This is a genomic window from Pelagicoccus sp. SDUM812005, assembly GCF_031127875.1.
Lineage (GTDB): Bacteria > Verrucomicrobiota > Verrucomicrobiia > Opitutales > Opitutaceae > Pelagicoccus.
In genome coordinates this window covers 1-13,623 of record NZ_JARXIA010000003.1, presented here as the reverse complement: position 1 = coordinate 13,623, position 13,623 = coordinate 1, and the positions used below count along the sequence as shown (strand labels likewise).

The 13,623-nt window shown below is 59.7% G+C and carries 11 protein-coding genes; 5 read left to right on the top strand and 6 right to left on the bottom strand.

The genetic code is table 11. The features are described from left to right. Positions 1-81 precede the first annotated feature (81 nt). A complete protein-coding gene (locus QEH57_RS05235) occupies positions 82-1,158 on the top strand; it encodes a LacI family DNA-binding transcriptional regulator (RefSeq protein WP_309005635.1) in 1,077 nt (358 codons plus the stop codon). A gap of 126 nt (positions 1,159-1,284) precedes the next feature. Here the strand turns inward: QEH57_RS05235 and QEH57_RS05230 are convergent, their stop codons facing one another. The 5 genes from QEH57_RS05230 to QEH57_RS05210 all read right to left on the bottom strand — a co-directional run bounded on the left by QEH57_RS05230 (position 1,285) and on the right by QEH57_RS05210 (position 8,245). Next, a complete protein-coding gene (locus QEH57_RS05230; RefSeq protein ID WP_309005634.1) occupies positions 1,285-3,828 on the bottom strand; it encodes a hypothetical protein in 2,544 nt (847 codons plus the stop codon). A gap of 36 nt (positions 3,829-3,864) precedes the next feature. Further along, positions 3,865-4,815, bottom strand: a complete 951-nt coding sequence (locus QEH57_RS05225) for a hypothetical protein (RefSeq protein WP_309005633.1) — start codon at positions 4,813-4,815, stop codon at positions 3,865-3,867. Continuing rightward, positions 4,808-5,797 (bottom strand): Amuc_1100 family pilus-like protein, encoded by a 990-nt coding sequence (locus QEH57_RS05220; protein WP_309005632.1) that lies wholly within the window; start codon positions 5,795-5,797, stop codon positions 4,808-4,810. Before QEH57_RS05220 ends, QEH57_RS05225 begins: the two co-directional genes overlap by 8 nt. A 10-nt stretch (positions 5,798-5,807) precedes the next feature. Further along, positions 5,808-7,484: a pilus assembly protein PilM gene (gene pilM / locus QEH57_RS05215; protein WP_309005631.1), complete on the bottom strand. Its 1,677-nt coding sequence runs from the start codon at positions 7,482-7,484 to the stop codon at positions 5,808-5,810. A gap of 128 nt (positions 7,485-7,612) precedes the next feature. Further along, a complete protein-coding gene (locus QEH57_RS05210) occupies positions 7,613-8,245 on the bottom strand; it encodes a hypothetical protein (protein WP_309005630.1) in 633 nt (210 codons plus the stop codon). Positions 8,246-8,292: 47 nt separating this feature from the next. On the opposite strand from QEH57_RS05210, the gene QEH57_RS05205 reads away from it, so the two are divergent. The 4 genes from QEH57_RS05205 (at position 8,293) to QEH57_RS05190 (ending at position 12,429) form a co-directional block, all read left to right on the top strand. Further along, positions 8,293-8,847: an NUDIX hydrolase gene (locus QEH57_RS05205; RefSeq protein WP_309005629.1), complete on the top strand. Its 555-nt coding sequence runs from the start codon at positions 8,293-8,295 to the stop codon at positions 8,845-8,847. 182 nt (positions 8,848-9,029) lie between these two features. Beyond that, on the top strand, positions 9,030-10,088 hold the full coding sequence (gene pdhA, locus QEH57_RS05200; RefSeq protein WP_343224755.1) for a pyruvate dehydrogenase (acetyl-transferring) E1 component subunit alpha: 1,059 nt from the start codon (positions 9,030-9,032) through the stop codon (positions 10,086-10,088). Positions 10,089-10,112: 24 nt separating this feature from the next. Then, positions 10,113-11,087 (top strand): alpha-ketoacid dehydrogenase subunit beta, encoded by a 975-nt coding sequence (locus QEH57_RS05195; RefSeq protein WP_309005627.1) that lies wholly within the window; start codon positions 10,113-10,115, stop codon positions 11,085-11,087. Positions 11,088-11,127: 40 nt separating this feature from the next. After that, positions 11,128-12,429, top strand: a complete 1,302-nt coding sequence (locus QEH57_RS05190) for a dihydrolipoamide acetyltransferase family protein (protein WP_309005626.1) — start codon at positions 11,128-11,130, stop codon at positions 12,427-12,429. A 95-nt stretch (positions 12,430-12,524) separates the two neighbouring features. Here QEH57_RS05190 and QEH57_RS05185 read toward each other — a convergent pair whose 3' ends face one another. Continuing rightward, a complete protein-coding gene (locus tag QEH57_RS05185; RefSeq protein ID WP_309005625.1) occupies positions 12,525-13,520 on the bottom strand; it encodes a response regulator in 996 nt (331 codons plus the stop codon). Positions 13,521-13,623: the final 103 nt, after the last annotated feature.

Here is a 13,623-nt window from a genome sequence, read left to right as displayed (position 1 = left end):
CCTTCATACAGTTAGCATTCGCAGAGGTTGAGTACTTCCCCTGTCCGTAGTTTAACAGCAGATCCCCCTTTCCCTGAAAAGATGAGCAAGCAAACCGGCAAAGACAGCGAAGACGTCGCCCGCCGCGTCACCGTACGCGACATAGCCGCCGAAATTGGCGTCCACTTCACCACCGTAGCGGAGGCCTTGCGCGACTCCCCTCGCGTGAAGGAGGCCACCAAGAAGAAGGTCCGGGCCGCAGCCGAACGCATGGGCTACCGCGCCGATCCCATGCTCTCCGCCCTTTCCGCCTACCGCACCCAAAACCACAAGCCCAGCTTCCAAGGAACCTTGGTCTGGATCAACGGCTTCGGCGAACGCGACTTCTTCTCGAAAAGCCACGGATTCTACGCGGACTGCTACGCGGGAGCTCGACGCCGCTGCCAAGAGCTCGGCTACCGGCTGGAACCCTTTTGGATGTCCGAGCCTGGCATGAGCGCCGCCCGAGCCTCCCAGATTCTCGACAGCCGCCGCGCCTCCGGGGTCATCGTAGGCCCCATGCCGCACGGCGTAGACGAGCTCGACCTGTTTTGGGACAAGTTCTGCTCCGTCCGCATCGGCTACTCGCTGCGCAACTCCGAGCTGACCACCGTCATCGCCGACCAATTCGGGAACGCCCGCCTGCTCTTCGAAAAGCTGAAATCTCACGGCTTCCAACGGATCGGTTTCGCCTGTCCCGAAATCCAAGACAATCGGACCAACAACCACTGGCTCGGCGGCTACCTCGCCGCCCAGCAAACGCAAGCGGAGCATGAGCGCCTCGAGCCCTTTATCGAGGCGGCAACCAGCGATACCAGCTCCGACTTCCTGGCTTGGTTCGAAGAGCAACGCCCCGACGCCCTCATTTGCGGCGGCGGACTCCGCTATTGCGACGCCCTCGAGCGAGCCGGTTACCAAATTCCCGAACAGGTATCCGTCGTATCCCTACATGCCGACAGCTATGACCGTGATCTAGCCGGCGTCATGCAAAACGGCGAAGACGTGGGTACCGCCTCCGTCGACCACCTCGTAGCCGTCATCCATCGCTTCAAGGTCGGGCTCGAGACCCACCCCAAGGTCGTCACGATCAGCGGCCGATGGAAGGACGGCTCCACCTTTCGCGCCCTTGCTCCTGCCTAGCCTTAAGTCTGAGGCGGACTCGCCTCTCCCTCCCGTGGAGCGCGGATTGAACCACTCGCAAAAAAAGACGCATCCAAAAACTGGATGCGTCTTTCCTTTGAAATAGCGCTGGATCGCGAGCTTCTGCTATTGGCTGCGCGATTCGCTGCCGCCGGGAGTCACGATCGTCGGATTCTGGAACAAGGACCCTGGCTGCACGCCTCGAAGCGTCTGGCGCTTAGGGGAGCCGCCCGGGCTCACCATATTCGCCGTCACGAAGATGAGCAGATTTCGCTTGGCCGAGCTTTCGCCCTCCGAGCGGAAGAGCCTTCCCATGAAAGGAATGTCGCCGAGGAAAGGAATCTTGTCGTTCACCGTGACCACATCTTCGCGCGTCATGCCGCCCATGACGACAGTCGCTCCATCCCAGATCGTCACCTTGGTCTCCACTTCGCGGACCGCGAAAATCGGCTGATAGAATCCCGAAGGAGTCTTAACGGTCGTGCCTCCGGAAATCGCGATGCTCGGGCCACCGTACTCTACGAAGCCCTCGAACTCGGTAACGCGTGGATTCAGGTCCAGCGTGATGCTGTAGTCGTCCTCTTCCACGATCGGCGTCACGAAAAGCTCCACGCCGACGTTGCGCGTTTCAAAGTCCTCGGGAGTACCTGGCGTAATCGTTACGCCCGCGCTTGCCGAATCGCCGCGCGTGCTGCCCACGTCGCTCTCCGTATCGGAATAGCGGGTCGGGTAACGGAACTCTTGGCTCACGTTGATCTTCGCCTGGTTACCGGACAGGACCGTAACCTTCGGGGCGCTCAAGAGATCCGAACCGGACTTCTGGGAAAGGGCCCGGATCGCGACGTTTAGATTCACCCCATCGATGCTGCCCATGACGCTGGTGAACGGAACCGTACCGGCCCCCAGCAACTTGGTGCCCGGCAAGCTGGGCGGAGCAATGTCGTCAACACGTGAATACGAATCGGAGTCGATGGTAATCTGGTTCGCAGTGGTTCCCGGAGCGGCGGCGTTGGCTAGCGTCCGCATGGAGCCTTGGTAGACTTCGTCCGTCCACTGGCTTTGCGGCTGGCCGCGCGGATTTTCGTTCACCAACCAATCGAAGCCGAGCTCTTCCAAGGCGCCTTCCTGGATCTCGAGGAACTTAGCTTCGATCTCCACCTGCTTCACGTCCGTGTAGCGATTCAGCAAATTGCGGATACGCTCCAAGTTGCGACGCGTTTGCGTCACGATCATGGCGGAACCATCGTAGGCCAAGGTACTTCCTTCCACTCCAGCGAAATCGACCCCCGCCTGCTGCAAAAAGCCGCGGATAGTCTGGGCGTCGTTGGCCACGCCCTTTTCGCGCACCCGATCGCCGGAGTCGGTGAAGAACGGGTCGTCGAACACGCCGCTGCCACCGGCCCCAGAGCTCCCGCCTGTCATGCGGATCACCGTGGAACGGGAGATCGGGAAAAATTCCGTATCCAAATTCGTACGCTCGCCGCCGGGCCGTACGACCACCGCGTCGGCCTCAACCTCGTACTGGAAGCCCACCGAATCCACGATGAAATCGAGGATGCGCTTCAGGGAAAGGTTTCGCAGGGTGATGTTGACGGTCGGGTTCGCGCGCTGCGGATCGATCAGAACGAGGTTCACGCCCTTGATGCCGAGCCCCGTGCTGTCGAATTGCTCCGAGATCGCGCTCAATGTGTTCACCACCTTGCTCAGCTCCACCTCGGTGAAGTTCACGTTGGGGATGATGATCCGGTTCAACTTTTCGGTAAGCGGTAGCGTCACCGTATCCACCACTTCGATACCGGGACGCTCTTCGTAGATACTAGGACGCTGCCAGGCGTTGGACACTTCCTGCAGCAATTGCTCGCGCGTCTTGAGCTTGTTGAGGTGGCCCATCTCCTGCCGCTCGCGGGCGATGCGAATCAAGAAATTCTTAGCCTGGGCGTTGTTGGGGTCGAGCGCTTCGATTTGCTTGAAAGTCGCTTCCGCGCCTTCGATATCTCCTGCGAAAAACTGGCTGCGGCCTCGCAGGTTCAGGACTTCGATCTGCTGCTGCAACTTGACGAAGTCGGGACTCGCCTCGTGCACGGAAATGGAACTGGGAGAACCGTTCGCGGTAGTGCCCGAATATTGGGACTTCTGCCGCAGGAACTCGCGCTCGTCCCGCTTCAGCTCCTCGATCAAGACTTGGGTCATGGGATTCGGCTCGATGCCGGAGATCGCCCGCGAAATCGTACGCAAGGCCGCATCGTACTCGCCTCGGTTTGCCTGGCGACGCGCCACCTCCCGCATCTCGCGAGAGCTTTGCATCGACTTCTCGATGCGCTCGGTTTCCAAACTGGCCAAGTACTCGGCCTCCCGCTGCAAGGCTGCGTTGCGATCCTCGCTCACCGCCGCTCCTGCCGTAGAACTGGCGCCCTGGTTCTCTATCAGCCGTTCGACGCTTCCCAAGATACGCTTCACCGATGCGTCGTTAGGCGCGATCTTCACGAGCTCGTCGAGCTTGGCCTTGGCCAAGGAAAGGTTTCCCGAATCGCGGGCCTGCAAAGCCTCGGTCATCAGCCGGATTTTCGTCTCCGTGTCGTCTTGCCCGTAAGAGCCGGCAGCGACGGCGAGCGCGAGACCGATGCTGCAGATACGAACGATGGATCTGAGTGTTGGCGTCTTCTTAGTCATGTGGTTGGTGGATTTGAGCTAGCCGAGGAGCAGGACTCAGCCCTGGGGCTTCTTGCCTGGAAGCCGGGGCCGGATTGCAAAGGGGCTTGGAGGAGCGGCCTCTTGGCGACTGCCGCGAGGCTGGATATCGGAAATGGGAGCTGGGGTTAGGGTGCGGGATAAACGGCGGTCGCCGTCCTTGGAAATTTTTGTAATCATTGCCTCTTGGGGCTGCGCAGACAAGTCTTCGATGAGATAATCTCCAGACTCGAGCTCGAGGCGACTGCCCACCTCCACGTAGCGGATGATTCCTGCCGGCAATAGACGAACCTTCGCCTCCAGGTCGGAGAACATCTTCGTCTCCATGTTGGTAAGGCTCATTTGTTGCCCGGACGCGTAGTCCGCTATGCGTGCCACCCCGACGCTTTGCACGATCGGCGTGCCCGTCTCGCTCGCGATCTCGACCTGCTGCTCCTGGAAGGAGGTAAGCCGGACGCCGAGCTCCGCATCCTCCTGCCCTTCCCTCAGCAACAGGATCGCCCCGGTCGCCGTGTTTTCGAAGTAGGCGACGTAGCTGCCCTTTTCGCCGGCATAGCCCACCAGTTGCAGCTTATAGGGACGCAAACGCACCTCCAGCAACTCCAGGTCGAAGGACGCCCATTCGTTGTCCCGCGTATCGACAGGCTGAATACTGGGCGGCGTCACAGCGAATTCGCGCGAGCCTGGATCGTAGTAGATCACGGGCGGCGTAAACACGTCGAACACCCATTCGTCGCCGCGGCTTTGGCTTTCGGCGGGCTTCCAGATGACGTTCTCGACCTGAGGCGCCTTGGCCTCGTAGAGCGGCGCGTTGACCTTCAGTTCCGACAACATAGGCCGGCTCTGCCCCGCTATGGTGTCGAGCTTTCGCACCTCGAAAATCGCCGTCACGCCCACCCAGGTAAAGAGCAGCATCGCCAGCAAGAGCACCAGCTTGTCCAAAAGTTCGGATAGCTTAAACTTATGCATCGCCGCCTCCCTTCTCCACGCTGGCAAGACGTGGCTTCTCGATCTCGACGGCCAGCTGCAGAAACTCGATCGTCACTGCGAACAGGGAAGTGTTGTCCGAAATGATGGGAACCGCCGAAGGCCGCGAACGCGCTTTCCGTTCCCGCTCCGCAAACGGGTTTTCGGCGATCGACTCCAAGCCCTGCTTTTCCCCGCCTTCGCTGGAAAGGTCGGCCTCCACCCCACGCACCACGAAGGGCAAGGGCGAATTCGAAATGCGGTTCAGGAAGCTTCGCAAGGCGATCGACTGCCCCCTGAACGCGACCCTGAACACATAGCTGTCGAGCGTTCCCGGAACCGCGATGCTTTGCCCGGGCTCCACCGTGAAGTAATCGCCCTCGGTGAAAAGGCGATTCGCCGGAGCGCGGGAGCTGACGAGAGCCTTCCCCTTCTGCGGCTTGATGCCGCGCTGAATCGTCTCGAAGGATTTGATCCCTGAATCGAAAAGCGTCTCCAGCAAGGAAGCCATGATCACGATCTCCTGGTGCACCCGCTCCATGCGCTCGGCCGACGGGACGCTGTTGGAAAACTCCTTCACGCCAAACTCCGATTCTTCCGGCAAGGCGATGGAATTGCTCAAAGCGGCGTAGCGGGCGTTTTCCTTGTAGCGATGCAGCTCGAAAGACCAGTCAGCCCTCGATTGCGGAGTCGTTCCGAAGAACGAATCGTCATCGAACGTATTCAACTTCAAAATACCAAGCGCCTTTTCGTACACCTCGTAGAGCTCGTCGTAGTTGGCGTCGATGGCCTCCAGGTTCGAACGCGTAGGCGACGGCTTGGCCGAAACGTATCGATCGTATTGGGACGCCTTCGTTTCGTAGGCTGTCTTCAATTCCTTCAGCTCCGAGCTCAATTGGGCGAGATACCACAATCCCGCGCCGCAGGTCCCGAGCAGGACGAACAACATCGAGTAGAAGACGGGATTCTTGCGAAAGAAGGTCATGACAATAGGCCTAGAGCGGCACCTCCTCCTTTACGACCAGCGTGAACTTAAACCCCAGGAAGCCGGGGACGGAATAGTCGAACTGCTCGTTCTCCAGGTTCGCGACGAAGTTCGCTTCATTGAGGCTCTCCAGCAGCGTCTTGACCCGCTCGTAGGACGCCGGACTAACGCTGGACACGGGATTGTAGACATCGATCAAGCGGCCGCTCAAATGAACCCTCGTCTTGCCATCGTCCTGCTTCACGCGAGCCACCCCTCTGCCCGAGCTGGCCTTAGGGACGGGGCGTTCGAGCCTCAACTCGTCGAGCCACACGTCCTCCACATCCGCGAGACGCCGCTGCAAATCGTTGAGGACGTCCAACCAGGTGGAACGCGCCGCCGTCACGCTGGCCGTCTTTTCGATGACGTCGCGTATCCGCTTAATCTGCTCCGTCCGGTTAAAGATCTCCTTGTTGATCTGACTCAACGGCCGCACCTGTACGTCCAAGTTCTGCAGCTCCTGCTCGTAGGCGCGAATTTCCAAGGACGTATTCAAAATCGGCAAGCCCACCGCGCCGCAGGCGACCAGCCCCGCTAGAAGATAGAACGGTTGCTGGCGGCGAAACTTGCGATGCCACACTAAGCTGCGCGGAGTCAGGTCCAGGGTCGCGCCATCCGGCATGAAGCGGCCAACCCCGATCCCGATCGCATCCGCGAGGAAGGGAGCCGCCGACTTGATTTCCTCAAGTAGCGAATCCTTGGATACATTTACGTTTCGCACTGGATCCAAAGCCTGGACTGGGAGCTTCAACTTATCCGACAGGGCCGAATCCAATTGCGGCAGCAGCGACCCGCCCCCGGTCAGGTAGACCGCTTTCGCTTCGAAATCGAAGCCTTGCCGCTTCAGCACCGCAGAGGTGCGAAGCACCTCCGTGCCCAAACGGGCTTCGAAGTTCCGCTTGGCGTTCTCGTAGGCCGCGTACTCCTCGCTGGCGAGCGCTTCCTGCTTGGTAGCGGAAAGCTTGATACGTTCCGCTTCGCTAACCGCGACTCCCAAGGATTCGGAGATCTCCGCGCTGATCGACTGCCCGCCAAACGGAATATTGCGGGAGTGGTATCGAGTACCGTCGACAAAAACCAGATCCGTCGACTTGGCGCCGATCGAAACGACCAGCGCCGCATCCTTAACGTCGGCGTAGTTGTATCGAAATACATTTACCAAGGAGGTCGTAGACGGCTCGATCCCGCGCAGGTCGATCTCGGAATCCTTGCTGTAACGAGCGATCGTCTCCACAATCTCGGTACGGGAGGCGCCTATGACCGCGTCGAAGTCCAAACCGTCCTCCTCGATCACCGCAAACTCCCAAGTCACCTCCTCGATCGGATACGGGATGTTCTGCTTCGCCTCGAACGCCACGATCTTGGGACGCTTGCCCCGAGAAACCTGCGGAATCTTCAGGTACTTGCAAAGCGCCACGTGCCCCGGAATCGAAAAGCCAGCCGGCATCTGGCTGCGAAAGCGAAGGGCCACCGCATCGAGGTGGGCAGAGGTCGCCTTCAGCCAAAGCAAAGGATCGTTCGAGGAAAAGTCTACCGAATCGATCTGGTAGTCCAACAACTCGCAGCGACCGCTCGGATTCATCTTCAGATGCACCGAGCAGAGATAGTTAGCCCCCAGGCTGATCGCTAAGAAGTGTGGATTGGACATGGGTAAGGTTCAGGCGAACGGTTGGTTCATTCTTTTTTAACAAGTAGCCATTACAAGCTAAAACCTTTCGGAGCTAGGGACTTACGTAGCCCCTAACGATCCGGCAGATAATCCTTACGGCAATCGACCTACGGGCGTTTCAATCGCGGACTAGGAGTATCCCTAGGATACATCCAAGCGAAGGGTGTTTCAAACTGCAGACGCATTTCCCGAGATTCCTCGCTGCGGGAGGCCGCCTCCGAGCGGAAGCTTTGCAAGGCCTCCGGCCGCTCCAAGTTTGGCGAAACCAAGGAATCCTCCAAGCCGGCGGGCGAAAGGATCTCGATCTCGTAACCGAAGGGCTCTCCCCGGACGCGGTCCCGCTTCACGATTTCCGGCGGCAGGTAGAATCGGACCACGTGCTGCCCCACTTCCAAGGTGGGATACTCGACCCGAGCCGCGTAAAATTCGAAAGACCGTCCGCCGCCGCGGTTGACCTCCGTCGCGAGAGCCAGCGAAACCGCCACCTCGTCGGCGAAGCGCGGATTTGCTCCGTTTCCGCGGTCGCCCTCTTCCACCGAAACCGCGACCGCGATCTCGTACCAAGGGTCGCGTGCCCCTTCCTGCTCAACCAAGTCGAAATCGACCCGAAGGATCTCCAGTTCCGCCGCCTGCGAACGCGCTGCGACCGCAAGAAGCACAAAGCCAAGCAACAAACGTGTGGGAGCAAGCATGACTCCACCCATCGCCGCAAAGCGCCCTTGGAGCAAGCGAATCTCCATGGTTGCGGCCCCTTTCACGCCAATTCCGCTTGCCCCCGCGCCCCGGCTTGAGCCTACTCCAGCCGCCAGACTTCACGATGCAGTACAAGATCAGCGCTCTCATATTTCTAAAAGACAAGGCCGGCCGCTTCCTCATGCTCAAGCGGGCCAAGGCCCCCAACGACGGACTCTGGAGCCCCATCGGCGGAAAACTGGAGATGCCGCTCGGCGAGTCCCCCTTCGAATGCGCCATCCGAGAGTCCTTCGAAGAGACCGGCATCCAGCTGGAAAACAAAGACCTGCACCTTTTCTGCATGGCCGCCGAAAAAGCCTACGAAGGCAAAGGGCACTGGCTCATGTTCCTCTTCGAGTGCAGCAAGCCCCTCGAAGCCCTCCCGCCCGCCATCGACGAAGGCGAGTTCGCCTTCTACACCCGCGAGGAGATCGACAGCCTGCCAATTCCCGAAACCGACCGCCAGGGACTTTGGGACATCTACGACAAATACCACGACCGCTTCGTGGCCCTAAAGGTCGATTGCCAGCCCGGAAAGCCGCTGGAATTCGAGATCGAAGGCCTCGTTCCCGCCCCCAGTTCCGCTCATGCAAACCCGCAAAAGCATTAATCGAAGCGACTTCCGAAAAAATTAACCGTCCCCTATCCGCCGCTTTGTTGTTGTCTCAAAGCGGCCAACACCTTGAATCCCCGGTTTCCAAAGAATTTCATTCTCAAAATCCGAGAACAAGAGACAGAAAAGTGACCGCAAAAACCACGCCAAAGAAACGCGTTAAGCCAGCAACTTCGAACCTGGCTAAAGAAGCGAAACTACCAATCAACAAAGGCCTCTCCAAGGAGGAGCAAATCGGGTTCTACCGCGACATGGTACGTATCCGCCGCTTCGAGGAGCGCTCCCTGCGCGTCTACCAGCAAGGTAAGATCGGCGGCTTCCTCCACCTCTACATCGGACAAGAATCAATCGCCGTGGCCTGCGCCTCCCTCATGGGAGACCACGACCACATGATCACCGCCTACCGTAACCACGGTCACGCCCTCGCGGTCGGCATGAACATGAACGAATGCATGGCCGAGCTCCTCGGCAAGGCCACCGGATGCTCCAAGGGCAAGGGCGGCTCCATGCACTTCTTCGCTCCCGACAAGAACTACTGGGGCGGCCACGGCATCGTCGGCGGCCAGATCCCGCTCGGCGTCGGCCTCGCTTACGGCGTCAAGTACAAGGGCCAGACCGGTTCCGCTATGGCCTTCATGGGCGACGGAGCCATTAACCAGGGCGCCGTGCACGAAGCCTACAACCTCGCAGCCCTCTGGGACCTGCCAGCCATCTTCATCATCGAAAACAACGGCTACTCCATGGGCACCTCCCAGGAGCGTTCCTCCTCCCACCCCGCGGAAGGCCTCGCCGCTCGCGCCGAAGGCTACGGCATGGCTTGGGAAAACATCAACGGCGAGTCCCTCTTCGCCATCCGCGACGGCGTAGGACGCGCCATCAAGCGGGCCCACGAGGAATCCAAGCCCACCGTCCTCGAGATCCACACCTACCGCTACCAAGGCCACTCCGTCGCCGACGCCAACGCCAAGAAGTATCGCACCAAGGAAGAGATCGACGACTACCGCAAGAACCACGACCCCCTCAACGTCTACCGCCTCTACCTCCTCGACCAGAAGATCATGAGCGAAGACGAGATGAAGGAAATCGACTCCGAAGCGAAGCAGGAAGCCGAAGTCGCCGCCCAGTTCGCCGACGAAAGCGAATTCCCGACCGCCGAGTCCATCACCGAGGACGTCTACTGGGAAGCGGACAACCCAGATCAGCGCACCTCCGAAGGCCGCCTCTTCTTCAACGACTAATTTTCACAAAAAACGGACACTAACATGCCAGAGATCTCCTACAGACAGGCAATCAAGGACGCGCTCGCCGAAGAAATCGAGCGCGACGAAAACGTCGTCATCATCGGCGAAGAAGTTGCCCAGTACAACGGCGCTTACAAAGTCACCGAAGGCCTCCTCGAGCGCTACGGACCCAAGCGCATCGTCGACGCCCCCATCTCCGAGGCCGGATTCATCGGCATGGGCATCGGCGCCTCCATGCTCGGCGTCCGCCCCGTCATGGAACTCATGTTCTGGAGCTTCGCCTACGTCGCTTGGGACCAGATGATCAACAACGCCGGCTGCGTACGCTACATGTCCGGCGGACTCATCAACGTGCCCATCGTCATCCGCGGTCCCGCCAACGGCGGCACCAACGTCGGCGCCACCCACTCCCACACGCCGGAAAACCTCATCGCCAACATGCCCGGCCTCAAGGTGGTTTGCCCAGCGACTCCCTACGACGCCAAGGGCCTCATGAAGGCTGCCATCCGCGACAACGACCCCGTCTACGTCATGGAGTCCACCCTTCTCTACGGAACCACCGGCGAAGTGCCCGAGGAAGAGTACGTCATCCCGCTCGGCAAGGCCGACATCAAGCGCGAAGGCACGGACGTCACCATCGTCTGCCACGGCCCTTCCGTTCCCGTCGCCCTCACCGCGGCCCAGATTCTCAAGGACGAGCACGATATCGAGGCCGAAGTCGTCGACCTGCGCTCCATCCGCCCGCTCGACGAGGACACCATCATCGAGTCTGTCAAGAAGACCAACCGCGCCGTGCTCGTGGAAGAAAATCGCCCCTTCTGCGGCGTAGACGCCCAAATCGCCTACACCATCCAGAACAAGGCCTTCGACTACCTCGACGCCCCCGTCCAGCGCGTTTCCACCATCGACGCTCCGGCCATCTACAGCCCAGCGGTCGAGCCGGAACAGCTTCCCAAGGCATCCACCGTCGTCGAGAAGGTTCTCGGAATCATGTAATCCTCTTCGCCTCCAATCCTACACCAACAAATTTAGACATATGGCAACATTCATAGACATGCCTAAGCTCTCCGACACCATGACTGTCGGAACCGTCGCTAACTGGCTCAAAAACGAAGGCGACGCCATCGAGGCCGGCGACGTGATCGCCGAAATCGAAACCGACAAGGCCACCATGGAACTGGAAGCCTTCGAAGACGGCATCCTGCTCAAGCAAATCGCCAAGGCCGGAGAGCAAGTCGCCATCGGCGCCCCGATCGCCGCCATCGGCGAAGAAGGCGAAGAAGTCGAAGTTCCCGACGCCCCCGCTGCGAAGTCCTCCGACTCCGGCGACTCCGAAGACGAAAAGGAAGAGCCCAAGGAAGAAAAGAGCGAAAAGGAGGAAGCCTCCTCCGAAAGCGCGTCCTCCTCCACTTCCTCCGAAAGCGACTCCCGCATCAAAGCCTCCCCGCTCGCTAAGAAGCTGGCCAAGGCGGAAGGCGTCGACCTCGCCTCCATCAAGGGAACCGGCCCCAACGGCCGCATCGTCAAACAAGACGTGCTCGACGCCAAGAAGTCCGGCGGATCCAGCAAGACCGCAGCCTCCGAGTCCAAGCCAGCCGCATCGGTCACCCTTCCCGGCCTCGCCATCGCGGAAGACGCAGACCTGCCCGTTTCCTCCATGCGCGGCGTCATCGCCAAGCGCTTGGTCGAGTCCAAGAACACCGCACCGCACTTCTACCTGCAGATCGAAGTCAACGCGGCCAACCTGCTCGCCACCCGCGCCAAGATCAACGCCGACCTCGCCAACGTACCGGCCGAGCACGGCGGCGGCATTAAGCTGACCGTAAACGACTTCATCCTCAAGGCATCCGCCGAAGCCCTACGCCGCGTTCCAACCATGAACCGCTCCTGGCAAGGCAGCTCCATCCGCCAAAACGGATCGGTCAACCTCGCCTTCGGGGTCGCCATCGAAGACGGCCTGCTCACTCCCGTCATCCGCAACGCAGAAAGCAAGACGCTCAAGCAGATCGCCATCGAAGCCAAGGAACTCATCGGCAAGGCCCGCAACAAGAAGCTCAGCCCTGCAGAAATGTCAGACAGCACCTTCACGGTGACCAACCTCGGCATGTTCGGCATCTCCAGCTTCTACGGCATCATCAACACGCCCAACGCCGGCATCCTCTCCGTAGGAGCGACCGAGAAGAAGCCGATCGTCAACGACGCCGGCGAAATCGTGATCGGCCAAATGATGACCATCGGCGTCAGCTGCGACCACCGCGCCGTCGACGGAGCCGTCGGAGCCCAGTACCTGCAAGCCCTCAAGACCTTGCTCGAGACGCCCGCTCTCTCGCTCATCTAAGAGGCCCGCGCAGAATAAAAATTCAAACCTCAAGCCTCACGCCTCGCAGCGTGGGGCTTTTTCGTGCCGCCGCGCTCACCGAATCAGCGGCCGCGCTAAACGCCAACCCTCTGGTGCAAGCTATCGATAGCGAGCTTGAGATCCGAAATCCCGAAGGGCTTCGACAGGAAGCTGCTGCATTCGTCGCCCTCAGCGGCCATCCCGCCCAGCTCGTCGTTGGAGTCGCCGCTCATGCGGATTATGGGCAGATCCTCAACCGAAGCGCGTATCGAGGCAACGACTCCGTACCCATCCACCTCCGGCATCTGCAAGTCCACTAGGGCGAGCTGAAATTCCGACTTGCGACGGGCAAACGCATCAATTGCCTCCGCCCCATCCTCCGCCACTACGACGTCATAGCCGAGCGACTCGAGCATCGTCCGTATCGCCAATCTCAATACGCCCTCGTCTTCCGCGAGCAAAACCAGAGGCCTTTCGTTCTGTTCGCTCGGAGCAGGGTGCTTCGACGCATCGCAATCCAAGACGATGGTCAGGATCGAGTGCATTCCTTCCACTTCCGAGCTCACGCCTACGTGAGGCGTCTTCGACAAGGCCAACAAATCCGCCTTCCCGACCGGTTCCCCCGTATAGCTGTAGCGCAAGACCGGACAACCGCCCTCGGCCGATCGAGAGCTGCCTCTTTCGATCGTCAAATGGATGCGGCTCTTAAAGTCCTGGGTTACCCGCTCCGCTACGCAAACCAAGGCCTCCGTCAGGGCAAAGCTCAAGCCTCGCTTCGAAAGGCTATACAAGCGGATGTCCTCAAGGGCCTCCACATCCAATTCCACGCGCGGCGGCAGCAAGCTCTTCAAGGACGAATAAAGTTCCCTCACCTCCGAGCCGAGCTCGATCGCCTCGATGCCATGGCTCCCCTTGCTCGCGTCCAATTGCAGCACTTCGTTCAAGCAAGCGAAGCTGGAGGATAAACGCTCCAACTCTTGAATACGCTCAACAATTGCCGAATCCCCCCTGAAATTGGCCCGAATCTGGGACGCGTTTCTTTCCAGCTCCGCAGCGATCCGCTCCATGCGAATGCTCAGCTTTTCGCTCAAGGAATTCTCTAGCCTGAATAATTCACGAAAAAAGACGCTGCATTGGCAAATGCTTCCTGTTAAGGAAGTTGTGTGATCAAACCAAAAACAGCGTCTTTGAACA